The sequence below is a fragment of the Streptococcus infantis SPAR10 genome, from assembly GCF_000279535.1.
In the GTDB taxonomy this organism is placed as follows: Bacteria; Bacillota; Bacilli; order Lactobacillales; family Streptococcaceae; genus Streptococcus; species Streptococcus infantis_I.
In genome coordinates, this window is the sequence record NZ_ALCH01000004.1 from 547279 (window position 1) to 569722 (window position 22444).

The 22444-nt window shown below is 38.4% G+C and carries 19 protein-coding genes and 1 other annotated feature; of the genes, 18 read left to right on the forward strand and 1 reads right to left on the reverse strand.

The window, feature by feature from the left end; all coding sequences use genetic code 11:
• Nucleotides 1-219: 219 nt before the first annotated feature.
• The 18 genes from SPAR10_RS07845 to SPAR10_RS11085 all read left to right on the forward strand — a co-directional run bounded on the left by SPAR10_RS07845 (nucleotide 220) and on the right by SPAR10_RS11085 (nucleotide 20050).
• Nucleotides 220-1176, forward strand: coding sequence for a competence protein CoiA (locus SPAR10_RS07845; protein WP_004252658.1), 957 nt, complete (start codon nucleotides 220-222; stop codon nucleotides 1174-1176).
• 18 nt (nucleotides 1177-1194) lie between these two features.
• Nucleotides 1195-2997, forward strand: a complete 1803-nt coding sequence (gene pepF / locus SPAR10_RS07850; protein ID WP_004252660.1) for an oligoendopeptidase F — start codon at nucleotides 1195-1197, stop codon at nucleotides 2995-2997.
• 5 nt (nucleotides 2998-3002) lie between these two features.
• Nucleotides 3003-3716 carry an O-methyltransferase gene (locus tag SPAR10_RS07855; protein WP_004252662.1) on the forward strand — a complete coding sequence of 238 codons (714 nt, stop codon included), beginning with the start codon at nucleotides 3003-3005 and terminating at the stop codon, nucleotides 3714-3716.
• A 74-nt stretch (nucleotides 3717-3790) separates the two neighbouring features.
• Nucleotides 3791-4780: a peptidylprolyl isomerase PrsA gene (gene prsA, locus SPAR10_RS07860; protein WP_004252664.1), complete on the forward strand. Its 990-nt coding sequence runs from the start codon at nucleotides 3791-3793 to the stop codon at nucleotides 4778-4780.
• 212 nt (nucleotides 4781-4992) lie between these two features.
• Nucleotides 4993-6204, forward strand: coding sequence for a cell division peptidoglycan polymerase FtsW (ftsW, locus tag SPAR10_RS07865; protein ID WP_004252665.1), 1212 nt, complete (start codon nucleotides 4993-4995; stop codon nucleotides 6202-6204).
• A 23-nt stretch (nucleotides 6205-6227) separates the two neighbouring features.
• Nucleotides 6228-9053, forward strand: a complete 2826-nt coding sequence (gene ppc / locus SPAR10_RS07870) for a phosphoenolpyruvate carboxylase (RefSeq protein ID WP_004252666.1) — start codon at nucleotides 6228-6230, stop codon at nucleotides 9051-9053.
• Nucleotides 9054-9146: 93 nt separating this feature from the next.
• Nucleotides 9147-9361: a binding site (T-box leader), on the forward strand.
• A 134-nt stretch (nucleotides 9362-9495) separates the two neighbouring features.
• Nucleotides 9496-10494 (forward strand): tryptophan ABC transporter substrate-binding protein, encoded by a 999-nt coding sequence (gene trpX, locus SPAR10_RS07875; RefSeq protein ID WP_004252668.1) that lies wholly within the window; start codon nucleotides 9496-9498, stop codon nucleotides 10492-10494.
• A gap of 60 nt (nucleotides 10495-10554) precedes the next feature.
• Complete coding sequence (locus SPAR10_RS07880) at nucleotides 10555-11421, forward strand: ABC transporter permease (protein WP_004252669.1); 867 nt, start codon at nucleotides 10555-10557, stop codon at nucleotides 11419-11421.
• A complete protein-coding gene (locus SPAR10_RS07885; RefSeq protein WP_004252670.1) occupies nucleotides 11418-12176 on the forward strand; it encodes an ABC transporter ATP-binding protein in 759 nt (252 codons plus the stop codon). The genes SPAR10_RS07880 and SPAR10_RS07885 overlap by 4 nt, the downstream gene beginning before the upstream one ends.
• Nucleotides 12177-12422: 246 nt before the next feature.
• Complete coding sequence (dnaG, locus tag SPAR10_RS07890; protein WP_004252672.1) at nucleotides 12423-14183, forward strand: DNA primase; 1761 nt, start codon at nucleotides 12423-12425, stop codon at nucleotides 14181-14183.
• 2 nt (nucleotides 14184-14185) lie between these two features.
• On the forward strand, nucleotides 14186-15295 hold the full coding sequence (gene rpoD, locus SPAR10_RS07895; protein WP_004252673.1) for an RNA polymerase sigma factor RpoD: 1110 nt from the start codon (nucleotides 14186-14188) through the stop codon (nucleotides 15293-15295).
• 16 nt (nucleotides 15296-15311) lie between these two features.
• The gene (locus tag SPAR10_RS07900; RefSeq protein ID WP_004252676.1) at nucleotides 15312-15641 is read left to right on the forward strand and encodes a metal-sulfur cluster assembly factor; all 330 of its coding nucleotides are present in this window, start codon (nucleotides 15312-15314) and stop codon (nucleotides 15639-15641) included.
• Between the two features lie 108 nt (nucleotides 15642-15749).
• Complete coding sequence (locus tag SPAR10_RS07905; protein ID WP_004252678.1) at nucleotides 15750-16793, forward strand: glycosyltransferase family 4 protein; 1044 nt, start codon at nucleotides 15750-15752, stop codon at nucleotides 16791-16793.
• Between the two features lie 8 nt (nucleotides 16794-16801).
• Nucleotides 16802-18118 carry a glycosyltransferase family 4 protein gene (locus SPAR10_RS07910; RefSeq protein ID WP_004252679.1) on the forward strand — a complete coding sequence of 439 codons (1317 nt, stop codon included), beginning with the start codon at nucleotides 16802-16804 and terminating at the stop codon, nucleotides 18116-18118.
• A gap of 26 nt (nucleotides 18119-18144) precedes the next feature.
• The gene (locus tag SPAR10_RS07915) at nucleotides 18145-18336 is read left to right on the forward strand and encodes a PspC domain-containing protein (protein WP_004252681.1); all 192 of its coding nucleotides are present in this window, start codon (nucleotides 18145-18147) and stop codon (nucleotides 18334-18336) included.
• Between the two features lie 21 nt (nucleotides 18337-18357).
• The gene (locus SPAR10_RS10860) at nucleotides 18358-18492 is read left to right on the forward strand and encodes a DUF4044 domain-containing protein (RefSeq protein WP_000863850.1); all 135 of its coding nucleotides are present in this window, start codon (nucleotides 18358-18360) and stop codon (nucleotides 18490-18492) included.
• A gap of 76 nt (nucleotides 18493-18568) precedes the next feature.
• Nucleotides 18569-19879 carry a GTPase ObgE gene (gene obgE / locus SPAR10_RS07925; RefSeq protein ID WP_033630851.1) on the forward strand — a complete coding sequence of 437 codons (1311 nt, stop codon included), beginning with the start codon at nucleotides 18569-18571 and terminating at the stop codon, nucleotides 19877-19879.
• A 9-nt stretch (nucleotides 19880-19888) separates the two neighbouring features.
• Nucleotides 19889-20050, forward strand: a complete 162-nt coding sequence (locus tag SPAR10_RS11085) for a hypothetical protein (RefSeq protein ID WP_004252684.1) — start codon at nucleotides 19889-19891, stop codon at nucleotides 20048-20050.
• 49 nt (nucleotides 20051-20099) lie between these two features.
• On the opposite strand, the gene SPAR10_RS07935 is transcribed toward SPAR10_RS11085, so the two are convergent.
• On the reverse strand, nucleotides 20100-22379 hold the full coding sequence (locus SPAR10_RS07935) for a Xaa-Pro dipeptidyl-peptidase (RefSeq protein WP_004252685.1): 2280 nt from the start codon (nucleotides 22377-22379) through the stop codon (nucleotides 20100-20102).
• Between the last annotated feature and the right edge of the window lie 65 nt (nucleotides 22380-22444).

Here is a 22444-nt window from a genome sequence, read left to right on the forward strand (position 1 = left end):
AGAAGAGTCTAGGATAATAGTTCTAGATTCTCAATTGTCTTTGGATTGTCGAGCAAGACGCAGTGGTTGAGTGGGCTCTACTACGCTGATTTCATCAGCTTTTACAGCCCTACTCAACTGTGCGGAGGTGGGACGACGAAATCGAATTCTAACAAATTACTGATTTCTGTCCCACTCTCTTTTCTTATCCTTTTCGAATAATGTAGAAAAGGGGGATATATGTTTTTAGCTAGAGATAAAAAAGGTCATTTAATCAACGCGTTAGAGAATGAAGTAAAGAAACAAGCTTATTATTGTCCAGCTTGCGGAACGAGTGTTCGCTTGAAAAAAGGAAAAAATGTAAGAACTCATTTTGCGCATGAAAGTTTAAAAAGTTGTGATTTTTATCATGAGAATGAAGGACCAGAACATTTGGAGAATAAGGTGGCACTTTTAAATTGGGCTAAGAAAGATGCTGAAGTAGAAATGGAATATCCGATTCCTGAACTTAAGCAAATCGCAGATATCTTTATCAATAAGCAATTAGCACTGGAAGTTCAGTGTAGTCCTATTTCTTGTGAACTTTTACGGGAGAGAAGTAATGGTTATCGAAGTCTGGGAATTCAAGTTCTTTGGCTACTGGGAGAAAAGCTCTGGCTAAAAGAGCGACTAACTAAACTTCAAAGAAATTTTCTTTATTTTAGTCATAATATGGGATTTTATCTTTGGGAGTTAGACCATAAAAGACAAGTTTTGAGGCTCAAGTACCTCCTTCACCAAGATTTAAAAGGGAAACTCCATTATCAGCTCAAGGAATTTTCTTATGGCAAAGGAAATCTTCTAGAAATTTTACGTAGTCCTTATCAACAGCAAGAGCTAACTGCTTTTTCGGTCGAACAGGACAAGAATATTTGTCATTACATTCAAAAACAACTCTATTATCAAAATTCCTATTGGATGAAGCAACAAGCCCAAGCTTACTTGAGAGGAGATAACCTATTAAATTTGAAGACTCAGGACTGGTATCCCCAAGTAAGGCCGATAGAACATGGTCATTTTTGTCAGATAAGTCAAAATCTATATGATTATTACCGCAACTTTCAGGCTTATTATGAACTGAATCCACAAAATCAGCAACAAAAGCTCTATCCACCTGCCTTTTATCAGCAGTATTTCTCGAAAAATATGGTAAAATAGAAAGGATGGAGGAAATTTATGGTATTACAACGAAATGAAATCAATGAAAAAGATACATGGGATCTATCAACGATCTTTGAAACAGACCAAAAATGGGAAGAAGAATTAGCCCTATTAACCGAGGATACAAAAGAAGCAGCTAGACTTGAAGGGCATCTTTTGGATAGCGCAGAAAGCCTTCTTAACATTACAGAGCGTTATTTGGATTTGAGCCGTCGTCTTGAAAAACTCTATGTCTATGCTCATATGAAAAACGACCAGGATACACGAGTTGCTAAATATCAAGAATACTATGCAAAGGCAATGACTCTATACAGTCAACTCGACCAGGTGTTCTCTTTCTATGAGCCAGAATTTATGGCAATAACAGAAGAGCAGTATCAAAACTTTTTAGCAGAAGAGCCAAAACTCCAGCCTTATAAACACTTCTTTGATAAACTCTTGCAAAATAAGGAACATGTCCTTTCACAACGTGAAGAAGAGTTGTTAGCAGGTGCTGGTGAAATCTTTGGTGCTGCTAGTGAAACTTTCGCTATCTTAGATAATGCAGATATCGTCTTTCCATTTGTTAAAGATGAAGATGGAAATGAAGTGCAGTTGTCACACGGTGTCTATATGCGCTTAGTAGAATCTAAGAACCGTGAAGTTCGTCGTGGTGCATATGAAGCACTATACTCTACCTATGAGCAATACCAGCACACTTACGCTAAAACCTTGCAGACAAATGTAAAAGTACAAAACTACCGTGCAAAAGTTCGGAACTACAAGAGTGCGCGTGAAGCTGCTCTTGCAGCGAACTTTGTTCCAGAAAGTGTCTATGACAACTTAGTATCTGCTGTTCGTAAGCATTTGCCATTATTGCATCGTTATCTCGCACTTCGTTCAAAAATTTTGGGTATTCCAGACCTTAAAATGTATGATGTCTATACACCATTGTCTTCAGTAGAATACAGCTTTACTTATGAGAAAGCCTTGAAGAAGGCAGAGGAAGCTTTAGCTGTTCTTGGTGAGGATTACTTGAGTCGTGTTAAACGCGCCTTTAGCGAACGTTGGATTGATGTGTATGAAAACCAAGGCAAACGTTCAGGTGCATATTCTGGCGGTTCTTATGATACCAACGCCTTCATGCTTCTTAACTGGCAAGATAATCTCGATAATCTATTTACTCTGGTACATGAGACAGGTCACAGTATGCATTCTAGCTACACGCGTGAAACACAACCTTATGTATACGGAGATTACTCAATCTTCTTGGCAGAAATTGCTTCAACAACCAATGAAAATATCTTAACTGAAAAATTATTGCAAGAAGTTCAAGATGACGCAACACGCTTCGCTATTCTCAATAACTTCTTGGATGGTTTCCGTGGAACAGTGTTCCGCCAAACTCAATTTGCTGAATTTGAACATGCTATTCACCAAGCCGATCAAAATGGTGAAGTCTTGACAAGCGAGTTCCTAAATGAACTTTATGCTGACTTGAATGAAACATATTATGGTTTGAAAAAAGAAGACAACCCTGAAATTCAATATGAATGGGCTCGTATTCCTCATTTCTACTATAACTATTATGTTTATCAATATTCAACAGGTTTTGCTGCTGCTTCAGCCCTAGCTGAAAAGATTGTTCATGGTAGTCAAGAAGATCGTGACCGCTATATTGATTACCTCAAGGCTGGTAAGTCTGATTATCCACTCAATGTTATGAGAAAAGCTGGCGTTGATATGGAGAAAGAAGACTACCTCAATGATGCTTTTGCAGTCTTTGAACGTCGCTTAAATGAGTTTGAAGCACTTGTAGAAAAATTAGGATTGGCATAAGATCCATGGTAGAATCTTACAGTAAAAATGCCAATCACAACATGCGTAGACCTGTTGTTAAGGATGAGATTGTGGAATTTATGCGCCACAGACAAGAGCAGGTGACTGGTTCTTTAAAAGAATTAGAAAACTTTGCTCGCAAGGAGAATATTCCTATCATTCCTCATGAAACAGTCGCTTATTTCCGTTTCCTAATGGAAACAATTCAACCAAAAAATATTTTAGAAATTGGAACGGCAATCGGATTTTCAGCTCTTTTAATGGCGAATCATGCTCCAAACGCAAAAATAACAACCATTGATAGGAATCCTGAAATGATTGGTTTTGCCAAGGAAAATTTCGCCAAGTTTGATAATCGCCATCAAATCACTCTTTTGGAAGGCGATGCGGTAGACGTTTTGTCAACATTGACAGAGACCTATGATTTTGTTTTTATGGATTCTGCAAAATCCAAATACATCGTATTTTTGCCAGAAATCCTAAAACACCTTGAGGTTGGTGGAGTAGTTGTCTTGGATGATATTTTCCAAGGTGGAGACATTGCTAAGGATATTATGGAAGTCCGACGCGGGCAACGAACTATTTATCGTGGTTTGCAAAGACTATTTGACGCAACTCTAAACAATCCGGGATTAACAGCTAGTCTAGTTCCTCTTGGAGATGGAATCTTGATGCTAAGAAAGAATCAAGCAGAAATAGAACTGCCTGATGTTGATTAATTTCAGATATTTTTAAGACAATTTAGTAAAATAGATAAGGTAAACATTTATCTAGTGTATAAAAAGGAGTAAACATGAAGAAAAAATTATTGGCTGGTGCCATCACTTTGTTATCAGTAGCTACTTTGGCTGCTTGTTCAAATAGCTCTCAAGGAGCTGACCTCATCAGTATGAAGGGTGATGTCATCACTGAGCACCAATTTTATGAAGAAGTGAAAAACAACCCAACTGCTCAACAAATTTTGCTCAATATGACAATCCAAAAAGTTTTTGAAAAACAATATGGATCTGAAGTAAGTGACAAAGAAGTAGAAGATGCGGTAGCAGAAGAGCAAAAAAGATATGGTGATAGCTATCAAATCGTTCTTTCTCGTGCTGGTATGACAGCAGAAAGCCGTAAAGCTCAAATTCGTACAAGTAAACTAGTTGAATATGCTGTTAAGAAAGCTGCAGAAGCTGAATTGACAGATGAGAACTACAAAAAAGCTTACGATGAGTACACACCAGAAGTAACTGCTCAAGTGATTAAACTTGACAGTGAAGATAAGGCTAAAGAAGTACTTGTGAAAGCACAAGAATCTGGAGCTGACTTTGCACAATTGGCTAAGGATAATTCAACTGACGAAAAGACAAAAGCAAATGGTGGAGAAATCACTTTTGACTCTGCATCGACAGAATTGCCAGACGTTGTTAAAAAAGCAGCCTTTGCCCTTAATGTTGATGGAATCTCAGATGTGATCACAGCTCCAGGTACACAAGCTTATTCAAACAGTTTCTATATTGTGAAATTGATCAAGAAAACAGAAAAATCTTCTAACTGGGAAGATTATAAAGAAAAATTGAAGACAGTTATCCTGACTCAAAAACAAAATGATGCTACTTTTGTTCAAGGTGTAATTAGTAAAGAGTTGCAGGCGGCAAATATCAAGGTTAAAGATCAAGCCTTCCAAAATATCTTTACTCAGTACATTCAAAGTGATACAACAACTCAAACGACAACTACATCAGCAGCAACTGAGACGACCACAACTGCAGCTGAAACGACAACAACATCTTCAAACTAAAGATGAAAACTCTATCTTTCTACTCTTGAAAGGTAGAGTTTTTTTGGAGTTTTCTTAGCTAAAAGCCCAAAATATAAATAAATGTTTGTGAATTCTAAAAGCTTAAATTCTAGGCTTTAACGGATAAGAGTTTTTTTCTAGTCTAAAAAGTGGTATAATAGCATGTAAAACTAGAATTAATAGAAAATTAAAAATTTAGTAGATGGTGAAATATGAAAATTAGTAAAAGGCACCTGTTGAATTACTCTATTTTAGTGCCCTATATTCTCTTATCCGTTCTAGGATTGATAGTGGTATATTCAACAACGAGTGCATCCTTGATTCAGGAGGGTAAGAGCGCCTTTCAATTAGTTCGAAATCAGGGCTTGTTTTGGATCGTTAGTTTGTTGCTTATTGCAGTAATCTATAAGTTGAAACTTGGTTTTCTTCGAAACGAACGTTTGTTATTTATCGTTATGTTTGCTGAGTTAGTGTTACTAGCTTTAGCTCGTTTGATTGGGATTCCCATCAATGGTGCTTACGGTTGGATCAAGGTAGGGCCGATTACCGTTCAGCCTGCGGAATACTTAAAAATTATCATAATTTGGTACTTGGCTCAACGTTTTTCAAAACAACAAGAAGAAATTGCCGTTTATGATTTCCAAGTTTTAACTCAAAATCAATGGTTTCCTAGAGCATTTAACGATTGGCGCTTTGTACTTCTGGTCATGATTGGTAGTTTGGCTATTTTCCCTGACCTTGGAAATGCTACAATTCTCTTTTTGGTAGCATTGTTGATGTACTCAATTAGTGGGATAGCTCACCGATGGTTTGCAACTATTCTTGGAGTATTGACCAGTTTATCCTTTGTTTCTCTAACAACCATTAAGCTTGTTGGTGTTGATAAGTTTTCTAAGATTCCAGTATTTGGATACGTAGCTAAACGATTCAGTGCTTTCTTTAATCCATTTGATGATGTCGCTGGTGCAGGACACCAGTTGGCAAATTCATACTATGCTATGGTAAATGGAGGATGGTTTGGGCTAGGATTAGGAAACTCTATCGAAAAACGAGGCTATCTACCTGAGGCACACACGGACTTTGTTTTCTCTATTGTAATTGAAGAGTTTGGATTTGTTGGTGCCAGTCTTATTTTAGCTCTATTATTCTTCCTAATTCTTCGTATTATTTTAGTGGGGGTACGAGCAAAAAATCCATTTAATTCTATGGTAGCAATCGGTATTGGTGGAATGATTTTAATTCAGGTATTCGTTAATATTGGAGGGATTTCAGGATTGATCCCTTCAACGGGTGTAACTTTCCCATTCCTTTCACAAGGGGGGAATAGTCTCCTGGTTCTATCAGTAGCTATCGCCTTTGTGTTAAATATCGATGCTAGTGAAAAGCGTGCAAAACTCTACCGCGAATATGAAGCACAGCTCTAAGAAAATGTGACAAGGAGAAGAATATGTCTCTTCAAAAACTAGAAAATAACAGAAACAAAACTGTAGTCCAAGAAGAAGTTCAAATCTTGACAGATTTACTTGAAGATATCACGAAAAATATGCTTCCTGCTGAGACTTTTGACAAGATTATGCAGTTGAAGAAGCTATCATCAAATCTAGACTATCAAGGACTAGATAAGGTAGTGAGAAGCCTTTCAAATGATGAAATGGTCTACATCTCTAGATATTTCTCTATTTTACCACTTTTGATTAACATCTCCGAAGATGTAGACTTAGCTTATGAGATTAACCATCTAAACAATATTGATCAGGATTATCTTGGTAAATTGTCAACAACCATTGAAATGGTTGCTGAAAAAGAAAATGCGGCTGAAATTCTAGAACATCTGAACGTGGTGCCAGTATTAACAGCCCATCCAACTCAGGTCCAACGTAAGAGTATGCTGGACTTGACTAATCATATCCATACTCTCTTGCGTAAATACCGTGACGTGAGAATGGGACTTATTAACAAAGAAAAATGGCATAATGATCTTCGTCGATATATTGAGATTATTATGCAGACGGATATGATTCGGGAGAAGAAACTAAAAGTAACCAATGAAATCACTAACGTGATGGAATACTACAATAGTTCCTTCCTTCAGGCTGTTCCAAATTTGATGTTAGAATATAAACGTCTAGCGAAAGAACAAGGAATTGACCTAAAACAAGCAAAACCAATTACTATGGGAATGTGGATTGGTGGTGACCGAGATGGGAACCCATTTGTAACTGCTGAGACACTCATGCGCTCTGCAACCATTCAAAGTGAAGTCATCTTCAACTACTATATCAGCAAGATTTCTAGTCTCTATCGCACATTCTCTCTTTCTACTAATCTATCCAAGACAAGCAAGGCTGTTGAAGAAATGGCTGCTCAATCTAGTGATACATCTGTCTTTCGTGAGAAAGAACCTTATCGTCGGGCTTTTCACTTTATTCAATCGAAATTAATTCAAACTCTTTTAAATTTGAAAGAGTGGGCTCTTGTCGGCTCATCGGCAGATGAACGTCATCATATTGAGCGACTTTTTGGTGCTCAAGGACATCAACAAGGAGTGGTTACTGACTATATTAGTAATCGTCTCTCAGGAGCCATTCAAGAATTGGCTGAAGATTGTCCTCCTTACTACGAAACAATTGAAGAATTTAAACAAGACTTAGCTATCATTAAAGATTCATTGCTTGAAAATAAGGCAGAAGCCTTGCTTACTGGAGAGTTTGCCGAGCTTTTGGAGGCTGTTGAAGTCTTTGGTTTCTTCTTGGCATCTATCGATATGCGCCAAGACTCAAGTGTTCATGAAGCCTGTGTTGCTGAATTATTAGCATCTGCTGGAATTAATGAACATTATAGCGATCTTTCAGAAGATGAGAAGTGCGAATTGCTTTTACATGAACTATTAGAAGATCCTCGAATCTTGTCAGCAACACATGCTGAAAAGTCTGAACTTCTTGAAAAAGAATTAGCCATTTTCCAAACTGCACGTGAATTAAAAGATCGTTTGGGAGAAGACGTCATTCGTCAAACGATTATTTCTCATGCAACCAGCGTGTCTGATATGTTAGAATTGGCGATTATGCTGAAAGAAGTCGGTCTTGTGGATGCTGAAAAAGCACGTGTTCAAATCGTGCCTCTCTTTGAAACAATTGAGGATTTGGATCATTCCGAAGAGACTATGAGAAAGTATTTCTCTTTACCGCTTGCTAAGAAGTGGATTGCTTCAAAAGATAATTATCAAGAAATCATGCTAGGTTACTCAGATAGTAACAAGGATGGTGGTTATCTATCATCTTGTTGGACTCTATACAAAGCTCAACAACAATTAACCGCTATCGGTGATGAATTTGGAGTCAAAGTAACCTTCTTCCACGGTCGTGGTGGTACTGTTGGTCGTGGTGGTGGCCCTACTTATGACGCCATTGCTTCTCAACCACTCAAATCAATCAAGGACCGTATTCGATTAACTGAACAAGGTGAAGTTATCGGAAATAAATACGGAAACAAGGATGCAGCCTACTATAACTTGGAAATGTTGGTATCAGCGGCTATCAACCGTATGATTACACAGAAGAAGAGTGATACTAATACATCAAATCGCTATGAGGCGATCATGGACCAAGTAGTCAGTCGTAGCTATGATATCTACCGTGAACTAGTATTTGGAAATGATCATTTCTACGATTATTTCTTTGAATCTAGTCCAATCAAGAATATCTCAAGCTTTAATATTGGTTCTCGTCCAGCAGCACGTAAAACAATCACTGAAATTGGTGGACTACGTGCCATTCCTTGGGTATTCTCATGGTCACAAAGTCGTGTCATGTTCCCAGGTTGGTATGGTGTTGGTTCAAGCTTCAAGGAATTTATTGATCAAGATCCAAAAAATATTGAATACCTTCGTGACATGTATCAGAACTGGCCATTCTTCCAGTCACTCCTATCTAACGTTGACATGGTTCTATCAAAATCAAATATGAATATTGCTTTTGAATATGCTAAACTTTGTGAAAGTGAAGAAGTGCAAGCAATCTACTATACTATTTTGGATGAATGGCAATTGACTAAGAACGTTATCTTGGCTATCGAAGGCCATGATGAACTTTTGGCAGAAAATACTTATTTGAAAGACAGTCTAAATTACCGCATGCCTTATTTCAATGTTCTTAACTATATCCAGTTGGAATTGATTAAGCGCCAACGTCGTGGCGAGCTTTCTTCACATGAGGAAAGATTGATTCATACGACCATTAACGGAATTGCTACAGGATTACGTAATTCAGGTTAATACAAGCAATATTTTCCAAAAACCGTAGGAATTTTCATATTTTTTAAAATAATTCATGAAAATCCTTGACAAGTTTTAGTAAAATGATATAATTTAAGCATTCAGAAAGTAATCATCGAATTTTTTTAGCGAGTCTGTGGTTGGTGGAAACAGATAGAAGAAGATGATGAAATTGGGCTGGATGTTATTAAGAATTTGAAATCATAAGAATTCGGTGAGCACACCTTATAGTGCAACTCGTGAAGCGAGTAAGAGCGATAGGAATAATTCCTATAATTGAGGTGGCACCGCGCATCGACGTCCTCACACAAGTTTTTTGTGTGAGGACTTTTTCTATGGGGAGGAAAAAATTATGGAAATCAAACGATGGCGACGCTTGGTAAAGTTATATTGAAAGTGACATGAACATTACTAAGTTTAAGTGAAATAAGGAGAAATAGATATGAATAAACGTTTAATTGGTATTATTGCAGTACTAGCACTTGTAGTTGGAGGAAGCTTGGTATACTCTAACTTAACGAAACAAGATACTAAAACCGAGACAGCTAACAAAACTGCTAAGGTTGGTGTTCTACAGTTCGTCAGTCACCCATCGCTCGACTTGATTTACCAAGGTATCCAAGATGGACTTGCTGAAGAAGGCTATAAAGGTGATCAAGTTAAAATCGACTTTATGAACTCAGAAGGTGACCAAAGTAAGGTTGCGACAATGAGTAAACAATTGGTAGCAAACGGAAACGATGTTGTTGTCGGTATTGCAACTCCAGCAGCTCAAGGGCTTGCAAGTGCAACAAAAGACCTTCCTGTTATCATGGCAGCTATTACAGACCCAGTTGGAGCTAACCTTGTACAAAACTTGGAAAAACCAGGTGGAAACATCACAGGGGTATCTGACCATAACCCTGCTGAACAACAGGTTGAATTGATTAAAACTTTGACACCTGACGTTAAAACAATCGGAGCTCTCTACTCAAGTAGTGAAGATAACTCTAAATCACAAGTTGAAGAGTTCAAAGCTTACGCTGAAAAAGCTGGTTTGAAAGTCGAAACTTTTGCAGTTCCATCAACTAACGAAATTGCTTCAACAGTTAATGTTATGACTGGTAAAGTGGATGCAATCTGGGTTCCAATTGACAACACAATCGCATCAGCATTTTCAACTGTAGTATCAAGTAACCAAACAGCTAAAAAACCAATCTACCCAAGTGCAACTGCAATGGTAGAAGCAGGTGGTTTGGCATCAGTGGTTGTTGATCAACACGATCTTGGTGTGGCTACTGGTAAGATGATTGCCAAAGTCTTGAAGGGTGAAAAACCTGCAGATACACCAGTTAATGTCTTCTCAACTGGTAAATCAGTAATCAATAAAAAAGTGGCTCAAGAACTTGGAATAACAATTCCTGAATCAGTTATCAAAGAAGCTGGTCAAGTAATCGAATAAGAATGAAGGAGGGGTTGGAGACATCTCCTCCAATTTTTAAAAGAAGGAAATGAATGTAACATGATAGTATCGATAATTTCACAAGGATTGGTCTGGGCTATTCTGGGGTTGGGAATCTTTATGACCTTTCGAATCCTGAACTTCCCAGATATGACAACCGAAGGTTCCTTCCCGCTTGGAGGAGCGGTAGCAGTAACCCTAATTACACAAGGTGTCAATCCTTTTCTTGCTACCTTAGTAGCTGTTGGAGCAGGCTGTCTTGCAGGTTTAGCGACTGGTCTTCTTTACACGAAAGGAAAGATTCCAACACTCTTGTCTGGTATTTTGGTGATGACTTCTTGCCATTCTATCATGCTCATGATTATGGGACGGGCAAACCTTGGGCTCTTAGGAACTAAACAAATCCAGGACGTTCTTCCTTTCTCATCTGAGCTTAATCAATTATTTACAGGTTTGATTTTTGTGACTTTGGTTATCCTTCTTATGCTTTTCTTCCTAGATACTAAATTGGGACAAGCTTATATCGCAACAGGAGATAATCCAGATATGGCTCGTAGTTTTGGTATCAATACTGGACGTATGGAGTTGATGGGCTTGGTCTTGTCAAATGGTGTGATCGCACTTGCTGGCGCTCTTATCGCTCAACAAGAAGGCTATGCAGATGTTTCTCGTGGTATCGGGGTTATCGTAGTTGGTCTTGCAAGCTTAATTATCGGTGAAGTACTCTTTAAGAGTCTTACATTAGCAGAACGTCTGGTTACTATTGTTGTTGGTTCTATTAGTTACCAATTCTTGGTATGGGGAGTCATTGCTCTTGGCTTTAATACTAGCTACCTCCGTCTATACAGTGCTCTTATCCTAGCAACTTGTCTAGTCATTCCAACCCTTAAGGATAAATACTTGAAAGGAGTCAAGTTAAGCAAATGACAGCGATTGTAGAATTGAAAAATGCCACAAAAATTGTGAAGAATGGCTTTGATGAAGAAAAAATCATCCTAAACGATGTTTCGCTTGATATTTATGAACACGACTTCATCACAATCTTAGGTGGAAATGGTGCAGGAAAATCAACACTCTTTAATAGCATTGCAGGAACTTTGCCCCTGACTAGTGGGACTATTCGTATTATGGGTGAGGATGTGACTCATTTTAGCCCTGAAAAACGCGCCAAGTATCTCTCTCGTGTCTTTCAAGATCCAAAGATGGGAACTGCCCCTCGTATGACGGTTGCAGAAAATCTCTTGATTGCTAAGTTTCGTGGTGAAAAACGGGGACTTTTTCCGAGAAGACTCTCAGCTTACAAGGAAGAATTTCAAGCAACCATTGAGAAAGTCGGAAATGGTCTAGAAAAACACTTGGATACACCGATTGAATTCTTGTCAGGTGGACAAAGACAGGCCTTGAGCCTCTTGATGGCAACCTTGAAACGTCCTGAACTCCTTTTGTTGGATGAACATACGGCAGCCCTTGACCCTAAAACAAGTGTGTCCTTGATGGAATTGACAGATGACTTTGTCAGCAAGGACCATCTAACAGCATTAATGATTACCCACCATATGGAAGATGCTCTCAAGTATGGAAATCGTCTCATTGTCATGAAAGAAGGACGTATCATCCAAGATTTAAACAAGGATGAAAAAGCCAAGATGAAGATTTCAGATTACTATCAGTTGTTTGAATAAGATTTCTCATTTACAAAAAACTTAGAGATAAAATTTTACCTCTAAGTTTTTTTGTTGAAGCAAATAGAGATTTTTTTATTTATATATTTTTTAATTTTAGGTAAATGTGTAATTTCCTAAAATTTTACTCTCGAAACTGCCTATTTTCTATGAAATAGAAGCATGTAAAAGGTATGAAATGGTTTACTTTTTTTCAGAAATAAAGTATACTATAAAGGAAACTGTGATAAAATGGAGGTATTGTCTATGGTTGACAAGAGAGTCATCGAAGAAATCAAAAGCAATACCAATATTGTCGAAATCATAGGAGAAGTGATTTCTTTACAAAAATCTGGACGGAACTTTTTGGGGCTCTGTCCTTTTCATGGTGAAAAGACCCCTTCCTTTAACGTGGTCGAAGATAAGCAATTTTACCACTGTTTTGGTTGTGGTCGTTCCGGAGACGTCTTTAAGTTTATAGAAGAGTATCAACAAGTAACTTTTGCGGATGCGGTAAGGATGTTGGGCGAACGACTCGGAATGCACCTTGAAGCTCCCGTACATAACTCTGTCCCACACACGTCACCCCATCAAAATCTCTACGATATGCATGACAAGGCTGCACGCTTTTATCATGCAATCCTCATGACGACTAAAATGGGTGAGGAGGCGAGAAACTATCTCTATAAACGTGGCTTGACTGATGATGTCATTAAACACTTTATGATTGGTCTAGCTCCAGCAGAACGCTCTTATCTTTATCAGCGTTTAGCAGACGATTATAGTGAGAAGGACTTGCTGGATTCAGGTCTATTTTATCTATCGGAAAGTAACCAATTTTTTGATACTTTCCATAACCGGATTATATTTCCACTCTCAAACGACCAAGGAAAGGTAATTGCTTTCTCTGGACGGATTTGGCAAGAGACAGATTCTCAAACTGCCAAGTATAAAAATAGTCGAGCGACGGCGATTTTTAACAAGAGTTACGAATTATATCATTTGGATAGGGTAAAAAAAGGCTCAGGTAAAGCTCCTGAAATTTATCTGATGGAAGGCTTTATGGATGTTATTGCAGCCTACCGTGCTGGTATTGAAAATGCAGTAGCTTCCATGGGAACGGCCTTGACTGCGGAACACGTCGAACATCTCAAACGCTTTACAAAAAAAGTGATTATCACTTATGACGGTGATAAGGCAGGACAAGCTGCAACTGCTAAAGCTTTGGATGAGCTTAAAGATCTACCTGTACAAGTTGTCCAGATTCCTGATGCAATGGATCCTGATGAGTATTTACAAAAGAATTCTCCAGATGATTTGGCTTATCTTTTATCCAATACTAGAATCAGTCCGATTGAGTTTTACATTCATCATTACAAACCAAGTAATAGTGAAAATCTTCAAGCACAGATTGATTTTATCGAGAAAATTGCACCTCTTATCGTCAAAGAACCTTCTATCACAGCCCAGAACACCTATATTCATTTGTTGACGGATCATTTACCATCTTTTGATTATCAACAAGTTGAGCACATTATCAACGAAAGTCGTGTCAGACAAAGACAAGAAAAAGTGAAGCAGGTTGTTAATCCGACACCAATTACTATGTCGGTTTCTAAACAATTGACGGCAGTCATGAGAGCTGAAGCACATATTCTTTATCGTATGATGGAGCACCCCCTTGTGTTGAATGATTATCGTTTGAGAGATGATTTTGTATTTGAAACTCCAGAGTTTCAGACCTTGTATGGACTCTTGATTGATAATGGTTCGATTTCTTCTGAAGACTTGGCAAATCAGACTAGAGAAGTGGAAAATGCTTGGTACCAAGTGTTAGCCTTGGATCTACCTTCTGAAATGTCTCCAGAAGAATTAAAGGAAGTGGAGGAGTCTCGTAATCGTGCTCTTTTGAATCAACAAAACTTGCAAATTAAAAAGAAAGTTCAGGAAGCTAGTCATGTAGGCGACACAGATGCTGCTTTAGAAGAGCTTGAACGCTTAATTGCCCAAAAAAGAAGAATGGAGTAAGAATGGCAAAAAAACAAAAAGAAGTAACAACTTTTGATGTCCAAGTTGCAGAATTTATTCGTAACCATAAGAAAACTGGTACTGCGACAGATGATGAAATTAACAATGTCCTTGTAATTCCTTTTGCTCTTGATGTAGAAGGTATTGAGAATCTTTTGCAACGAATTCAAGATGCAGGTATTGCAATCACTGATAACGAAGGAAATCCGAGTGAACGTGTTTTAAGTACAGAGGAAGAACCAGAACTTAGCGATGAAGACTTAATTGGTTCAACATCTGCCAAAGTCAATGACCCTGTTCGTATGTACTTGAAGGAAATCGGTGTTGTACCTCTTCTTACTAACGAAGAAGAAAAAGAATTAGCTCTTGCTGTTGAAGCAGGCGATGTTGAAGCTAAGCAACGTCTAGCAGAAGCTAACCTTCGTTTGGTTGTGTCTATCGCGAAACGCTATGTTGGACGTGGCATGCAATTCCTTGACTTAATCCAAGAGGGTAACATGGGGCTTATGAAAGCCGTTGATAAATTTGACTACTCTAAAGGGTTCAAATTCTCAACTTATGCAACTTGGTGGATCCGTCAGGCTATTACACGTGCCATTGCTGACCAAGCTCGTACCATCCGTATCCCGGTTCACATGGTGGAAACTATCAACAAGCTTGTTCGTGAACAACGTAATCTTCTTCAAGAGTTGGGACAAGACCCTACTCCTGAGCAAATTGCTGAACGAATGGATATGACGCCTGATAAGGTTCGTGAAATCCTTAAGATTGCTCAAGAACCAGTTTCTCTAGAAACGCCTATTGGTGAAGAAGATGATAGCCATCTTGGTGACTTTATCGAAGATGAAGTGATTGAAAATCCAGTTGATTACACAACTCGCATCGTCTTGCGCGAGCAGTTGGATGAAGTTTTGGATACTCTTACAGATCGTGAAGAAAATGTTCTTCGTCTTCGTTTTGGTCTCGATGATGGTAAAATGCGTACTCTAGAAGATGTTGGTAAAGTCTTCAATGTCACTCGTGAGCGTATTCGTCAGATTGAGGCAAAAGCATTGAGAAAACTTCGCCAGCCTAGTCGTAGTAAACCACTTCGTGACTTTATCGAAGATTAAAATTGGAGGATTACACATGGCTTATACAGAAGAGCAAATTGAAACTATCAAAACGAAAATCTTATCTGCATTAGAAGAAGTTATCGACCCAGAATTAGGAATCGATATCGTCAACCTAGGTCTGATTTATGAGATTCGATTTGATGGTGATACCGGTGATACTGAGATTGATATGACCTTAACGACTATGGGTTGTCCATTAGCAGACCTCTTGACAGATCAAATTTATGATGCTATGACAGATGTACCAGAAGTTACTAACGTTGAAGTGAAATTAGTTTGGTATCCAGCTTGGACGGTTGAAAAAATGAGTCGCTATGCACGTATCGCTTTAGGTATTAAATAGAATGATATAAAAAAGAAATAGTATAAGTGTTAGGAAATTCCCTAGCTTTTATGCTATCTCTTTTTTAATTTGCTGATTTTCTTTCAATAAAATGATATAATGGATAGTATGGAAAAAGAGAAATTACGCATCAACATGCTAAGTTCGAGTGAAAAGGTAGCAGGACAAGGTGTTTCTGGAGCTTACCGTGAACTTGTGCAACTTTTGAAACGTGATGCGAAAGACCAACTAATTGTAACGGAGAATCTTCCTGTAGAAGCTGATGTTACTCATTTTCATACAATCGACCTTCCTTATTATCTGTCAACTTTTCAAAAGAAGCGTTCAGGTCGTAGGATTGGTTATGTCCACTTCTTGCCTGACACCTTAGAAGGTAGTTTGAAGATTCCATTCTTTCTAAAAGGGATTGTTAAGCGCTATGTGTTTTCTTTTTATGACCGTATGGAACACTTGGTCGTGGTTAATCCTACTTTTATCGAAGATTTGGTTGCAGCTGGTATTCCTCGTGAAAAAGTGACCTATATCCCTAACTTTGTTAACAAAGAAAAATGGCACCCACTTTCTGCAGAAAAAGTAAGTCAACTTCGACAAGATATGGGGTTGAGTGACAATCAATTTGTAGTAGTAGGAGCTGGGCAGGTTCAGAAACGTAAGGGAATCGATGATTTCATCACTCTTGCTGAGGAACTACCGGACATCACCTTTATTTGGGCTGGAGGTTTCTCATTTGGTGGGATAACCGATGGTTATGAACGTTATAAAAAAATCATGGATAATCCACCAGAGAATCTGATTTTCCCTGGAATTGTTGAGCCAGAACGGATGAGAGAACTCTATGCTTTGGCAGATTTGTTCTTACTTCCTAGCTATAACGAGCTCTTTCCGATGACCATTCTAGAAGCTGCGAGTTGTGAAGCTCCCATTATGCTTCGGGACTTAGATCTTTATAAGGTGATTCTAGAAGGCAATTACAGACCAACCACCGATGTGGAAGAGATGAAACACGCTATTATGGAATATAGAGAGCATCCAGAAGATTTGAAAGAGTTAAAAGAAAAGGCCAAGGCTATTTCAAGAGAATACTCAGAGGAGCATCTCCTTGAAATATGGCTAAAATTCTATCAGGAGCAAGCGGCTTTAGGAAAAAAATGAGGTAGTATATGCGAATTGGATTATTTACAGATACTTATTTCCCACAGGTTTCGGGTGTTGCAACCAGTATTCGAACCTTAAAAACAGAGCTTGAAAAGCAAGGGCATGCAGTCTTTATCTTCACGACAACCGATAAGGATGTCAATCGTTATGAAGACTGGCAGATTATCCGTATTCCTAGTGTTCCTTTCTTTGCCTTTAAAGACCGTCGTTTCGCTTACCGTGGATTTACGAAAGCTCTTGAGATTGCTAAACAATACAAACTCGATATCATTCATACCCAAACTGAGTTTTCTCTTGGTTTATTGGGGATTTGGATTGCTCGAGAACTGAAAATTCCAGTCATTCATACATATCATACCCAGTACGAGGATTATGTTCACTATATTGCTAAGGGAATGTTGATTCGTCCAAGTATGGTCAAATATCTTGTTCGAGGTTTTTTGCATGATGTTGATGGGGTTATTTGCCCGAGTGAAATTGTACGCGACCTTTTATCTGACTATAAGGTAAAAGTTGAAAAGCGTGTCATTCCTACTGGAATTGAACTTGCCAAATTTGAACGCCCTGAGATTGGTCCTGAACACATTAGTGACTTAAGGGATAAACTAGGGATCCAACAAGACGAAAAGATGCTTCTAAGTCTTTCTCGAGTTTCTTACGAGAAGAATATTCAAGCAGTTCTTAAAGCTTTACCAGATGTCCTAAAAGAAGAACCAAATGTTAAACTGGTTGTAGCTGGAGATGGACCTTATTTAGACAACCTTAAGGAGCAAGCAGAAGATTTAAAAATTCGAGATTCTGTTATCTTTACAGGTATGATTCCGCCAAATGAGACGGCACTCTATTATAAGGCAGCTGATTTCTTCATATCGGCTTCTACAAGTGAGACTCAGGGATTGACTTATCTGGAAAGTTTAGCTAGTAAGACACCTGTTATTGCCCATGGTAATCCTTATTTGGATAATCTCATCAATGATAAAATGTTTGGAACCCTTTATTATGAGGAAAGGGACTTGGCAGGAGCGATTCTTGAGGCTTTACTTGCTACACCGTCAATGGATGAAAAACACTTGGCTGAAAAATTATATGAAATTTCTGCTGAGAATTTTGGTAGAAGAGTCCATGAATTTTATCTAGACGTCATTATTTCAAATAATTTTGCCAAAGAAACAGGGGCTGACGAACCGGTTACAAAACGTATTTTAAAGACAGTCTTCTATATTCCGCAACAGGCTGTTACTATGCCAGTTAAAGGTTCGAAGCGTATGCTTAAGGCATCTAGAAAACAATTAAGAAATTTAAGAAAATATTTAAATGATTAATCAAATCAAAGAAAGGAAATAAAAATATGCAAAAGAAATTTATGAGAAGTGGTAGAGATCAAAAAATCGGTGGTGTATGCGCTGGTTTAGCACATTATTTTGATATTGACCCTACAATCGTGCGTGTTATTTGGGGAGTTTTGGCTTTCTGTTATGGGGCAGGCATTGTTGCTTACTTAATTTTGTGGGCAATCGCTCCTGTATCTGATGAGTATTAATATTAGAGTAAAGGAGAAAACATGGCATTCGGTGATAATGGTAAACGTAAAAAAACATTCTTTGAAAAACTTACAATGTTTGTCGTATTAATCATGTTGTTTGTTACTTTAGCCGGTATTTTTGCAACTGCAATTGGTGTATTCAGTAGATTTTAAAATACTGGTTAGAGGATCAAATTGTATTAGTTGGTGACTGGGATTTTCCCAGCCCTTTTTAAAGTGAGAAGAGAATATGAGTATGTTTTTAGACACAGCCAAGATTAAAGTAAAGGCTGGTAATGGTGGCGATGGCATGGTTGCCTTTCGTCGTGAAAAATATGTCCCTAACGGAGGACCTTGGGGTGGTGATGGAGGACGTGGTGGTAACGTTGTTTTCGTTGTAGACGAAGGCTTGCGCACCCTTATGGACTTCCGTTACAATCGTCATTTCAAGGCCCAATCAGGTGAAAAAGGGATGACAAAAGGAATGCATGGTAGAGGGGCAGAAGATTTAATTGTCCGTGTACCTCAAGGGACAACTGTGCGTGATGCGGAGACTGGAAAAGTTCTCACTGATTTGATAGAGAACGGACAAGAGTTCATCGTGGCGCATGGAGGTCGTGGTGGTCGAGGAAATATCCGTTTTGCAACACCTAAAAATCCTGCGCCAGAAATCTCAGAAAACGGAGAACCTGGTCAAGAACGTGAATTACAGTTAGAACTTAAAATCCTTGCGGATGTAGGTTTAGTTGGTTTCCCATCTGTAGGTAAATCAACACTCCTTAGCGTGATTACCTCTGCTAAGCCAAAAATTGGTGCCTACCACTTTACGACAATTGTGCCAAATCTTGGTATGGTCCGTACCCAGTCCGGTGAATCCTTTGCCGTTGCAGACCTTCCTGGATTGATTGAAGGTGCTAGCCAAGGTGTTGGACTAGGAACTCAGTTCCTTCGCCATATCGAGCGTACTCGCGTTATCCTGCATATCATTGACATGTCAGCTAGCGAAGGACGTGATCCTTACGAGGACTATCTAGCAATCAACAAGGAACTTGAATCTTATAACCTTCGTCTTATGGAGCGTCCACAGATTATTGTTGCTAATAAAATGGATATGCCTGAGAGTCAGGAAAACCTTGAAGAATTCAAGAAAAAATTGGCTGCTAATTATGATGAATTTGAAGAATTACCGCCAATCTTTCCAATTTCAGGTTTGACTAAGCAAGGTCTTGCACCTCTATTAGATGCAACGGCTGAGCTTCTTGATAAAACGCCAGAATTCCTTCTTTATGACGAATCAGAAATGGAAGAAGAAGCATATTACGGCTTCGATGAAGAAGAAAAACCATTTGAGATTGGTCGTGACGATGATGCAACTTGGGTTCTTTCAGGTGAAAAACTCATGAAACTCTTTAATATGACTAACTTTGACCGTGATGAGTCTGTCATGAAATTTGCGCGTCAGTTGCGTGGTATGGGTGTTGATGAAGCTCTTCGTGCTCGTGGTGCTAAGGACGGGGATCTTGTCCGTATTGGAAAATTTGAGTTTGAATTTGTAGACTAGGAGATAGCTATGGGTGATAAACCAATATCTTTCCGAGATGCTGATGGAAATTTTGTTTCTGCAGCAGACGTCTGGAATGAAAAGAAATTAGAAGAACTTTTTAATCGCCTCAATCCCAATCGTTCATTGAGACTTGCGAGAGTGAAGAAACAAGCCGAAGAAAAAAAATAAGAGTAAAAGAACCCGTGATATTTTTATCACGGGTTTTCTGGTTTTCTAACTATTTTTGATCTGGGATTTCAAGACTAGATTGCGCAAGGTCTACTGTTAATTGATATTCAGTATTGTCACGGACAGTAATTTCAAAGTCAGTAGTATAAAGAACGAGTCGAATTGTATCGTCTTTTCTTAGTTTGTAAATTGTTGGTTGGAGTTCAAATTGGAATTCCATCCATTCATCTGGTTTAACTTCTTCAATTTTTAATAAATCATGACGATTTTGGAGGTTGAGGTAGCCTTTGGTAATAACACGTTGGGCATTTGGGCTAAATGGTAGCTCGCAAAGATTTTCCAGCATATGGTAGCGACCATTATCAATAGTACGAGCAGCCAAGACTCCAGGATAAGGTTGAAGGTATTTCTTTTGACCAAGTTCGAGAAGTTGAGCAGAGAGAAGACCTTTATTGGTACTTGACTTGAGACGAAGATTTAGTTTAACACGACCATTGATATGAAGATCTTCAGTCACTGGAAGATCAATAGTAATCTGATTCACCTTACCTTGATAAAGTTCATTGTTAAAGGTTTGGTAAGTTTTTCCAAATCGTTCGAAGTCAGAATCTTGGTAATGATTTTCAATGACAGCTTCCTCAGTACCTAAAGAGAAAGTTTTATGGTCAGTTTGATTTCCAAAATCTTCAAGTGACAGCCAAGTTTGAGGAGCAGTATTGTCTTGCCAAACGACACTTGAAAGTTGGTAGTTAGTGCTTTGACCCAATAATTTCTGTGTCAAAAGGGCATTCATGGATTCACGGAAATCAATAGACTGCCAGTTGTTCATATAAACATGAGCGCCGTTATGGTAAAAGAGATGTTTCTTAATATTGCTTGGAAGAGCATTGAACATTTGATAGACATGAAGTGGTTTTACATTCCAGTCTTGCGAACCGTGAGTAAAGACAACTTCAGCCTTAACCTTTTTAGCATTAAGAAGGTAGTTTCTGTCATGCCAAAATTGGTTATAATCTCCAGTTTTACGGTCTAGATTTTTCTTGAGTTCTTCTATGGAAGCTTTATGAGCCTCGTTTCCACGAATAAAGTCACCAGCTAATAGATTACGAGAATAAGTTAATTCATCTAATGAATCGAAGTCCTCTCCAGGATAGCCGCCTGGGCTTGTCACAAGACCATTTTCACGGTAATAGTTGTACCATGATGAGATACCTGCTTCAGCAATAATGACTTCTAAACCATCAACTCCTGTAGTAGCAAGGCCGTTAGACATTGTTCCTAGGTAAGAAAGACCAGTAGTTGCCACTTTACCATTTGACCAATCAGCTTTTACTTGACGTTTACGACTATGATCCGTAAAGGCACGACAACGACCATTTAGCCAATCGATAACATTCTTATAAGCTTCAACTTGACGGTAATCTCCGTTAGTCATCTGACCTTGTGAATCTTTGGTACCAAGACCTGATACGTAGATATTGGCAAAACCTCTTGGAAGGAAGTAGTCGTTAAGTGTGTAGCTGCTATTGATATGAGTGAGTTTTTCTTCAGCTTCAGAAACAAGTTCAGCATCCCCAACTGGTTCAACCAAGTCCAGGGTTGGATTTTCTAACGTAATTTCATGTGGTTCCTTGACTTCTAGTTCGGCTTCCATCTTATAGAGAGCCTTATCGCTTGCTTTGTCATTGGTTCCTTGATGGTATGGACTTGCTGTCATGACAGCTGGAATCTTTCCATTGTATGCTGGACGAATGATATTTACCTTGATGAGGTCAGGTAGACCATCTTTATCAGAATCAACACGAGTCTCTACATAAACTACTTCACGAATGACATTGTTAGTATTGAAGGTTGCCAAACTCTTGCCATTGAAGTAGTGATAGTTATTGTCCTCAGGAATAAGACCATCACTAACTAACTGATCGATAAGGGTGTTCCCTTTTTTAGTGCGTGTATTTAAAAGCTGGTAGAAATTGTCGATTAAATCTCCGTAAACGATCGGAAACGCTGTTTCTTTGTGAAAAGCAAGACCATCTTCAAAGTCTACTAAGTAACTGAATCCAAGCAATTGAAAGGCAACAGTGTAGAAAATTTCTGCTGTCAATTCAAGGTCTGAATTGAAGAAAGTGAGTAAATCTGTTTCTTTATCAACTGCTAAAGTAGTAAGGGGATAATCCGTATTTGTGTAATTAAAAAAACAAGTCCTAACAAAAGCTTCAAACTGTTCTTTATGTGAAGCTGAAAGATCAAGCTTGAATCCGAGCTCAGATAATTCTTGTAAAGCTTGTTGGGGTGTAACGGGATAATAACTAAATTGATTAAAACGCATGGATATCTCCTTTTAAAGAATCATTCAAGAGTCATTATATCAAAAAATCATAGAAAATAACAGAA

Excerpts from the sequence above, each read along its gene's own strand:
- dnaG (WP_004252672.1), top strand. The coding sequence starts at position 12,423 with ATGGTTGACAAGAGAGTCATCGAAGAAATCAAAAGCAATACCAATATT.
- SPAR10_RS07910 (WP_004252679.1), top strand. The coding sequence starts at position 16,802 with ATGCGAATTGGATTATTTACAGATACTTATTTCCCACAGGTTTCGGGT.
- SPAR10_RS07935 (WP_004252685.1), bottom strand. The coding sequence starts at position 22,379 with ATGCGTTTTAATCAATTTAGTTATTATCCCGTTACACCCCAACAAGCT.
- SPAR10_RS07915 (WP_004252681.1), top strand. The coding sequence starts at position 18,145 with ATGCAAAAGAAATTTATGAGAAGTGGTAGAGATCAAAAAATCGGTGGT.
- rpoD (WP_004252673.1), top strand. The coding sequence starts at position 14,186 with ATGGCAAAAAAACAAAAAGAAGTAACAACTTTTGATGTCCAAGTTGCA.
- SPAR10_RS07855 (WP_004252662.1), top strand. The coding sequence starts at position 3,003 with ATGGTAGAATCTTACAGTAAAAATGCCAATCACAACATGCGTAGACCT.
- prsA (WP_004252664.1), top strand. The coding sequence starts at position 3,791 with ATGAAGAAAAAATTATTGGCTGGTGCCATCACTTTGTTATCAGTAGCT.
- SPAR10_RS07885 (WP_004252670.1), top strand. The coding sequence starts at position 11,418 with ATGACAGCGATTGTAGAATTGAAAAATGCCACAAAAATTGTGAAGAAT.
- SPAR10_RS07905 (WP_004252678.1), top strand. The coding sequence starts at position 15,750 with ATGGAAAAAGAGAAATTACGCATCAACATGCTAAGTTCGAGTGAAAAG.
- SPAR10_RS07900 (WP_004252676.1), top strand. The coding sequence starts at position 15,312 with ATGGCTTATACAGAAGAGCAAATTGAAACTATCAAAACGAAAATCTTA.
- SPAR10_RS11085 (WP_004252684.1), top strand. The coding sequence starts at position 19,889 with ATGGGTGATAAACCAATATCTTTCCGAGATGCTGATGGAAATTTTGTT.
- trpX (WP_004252668.1), top strand. The coding sequence starts at position 9,496 with ATGAATAAACGTTTAATTGGTATTATTGCAGTACTAGCACTTGTAGTT.
- pepF (WP_004252660.1), top strand. The coding sequence starts at position 1,195 with ATGGTATTACAACGAAATGAAATCAATGAAAAAGATACATGGGATCTA.
- SPAR10_RS07880 (WP_004252669.1), top strand. The coding sequence starts at position 10,555 with ATGATAGTATCGATAATTTCACAAGGATTGGTCTGGGCTATTCTGGGG.
- SPAR10_RS07845 (WP_004252658.1), top strand. The coding sequence starts at position 220 with ATGTTTTTAGCTAGAGATAAAAAAGGTCATTTAATCAACGCGTTAGAG.
- ppc (WP_004252666.1), top strand. The coding sequence starts at position 6,228 with ATGTCTCTTCAAAAACTAGAAAATAACAGAAACAAAACTGTAGTCCAA.
- obgE (WP_033630851.1), top strand. The coding sequence starts at position 18,569 with ATGAGTATGTTTTTAGACACAGCCAAGATTAAAGTAAAGGCTGGTAAT.
- ftsW (WP_004252665.1), top strand. The coding sequence starts at position 4,993 with ATGAAAATTAGTAAAAGGCACCTGTTGAATTACTCTATTTTAGTGCCC.
- SPAR10_RS10860 (WP_000863850.1), top strand. The coding sequence starts at position 18,358 with ATGGCATTCGGTGATAATGGTAAACGTAAAAAAACATTCTTTGAAAAA.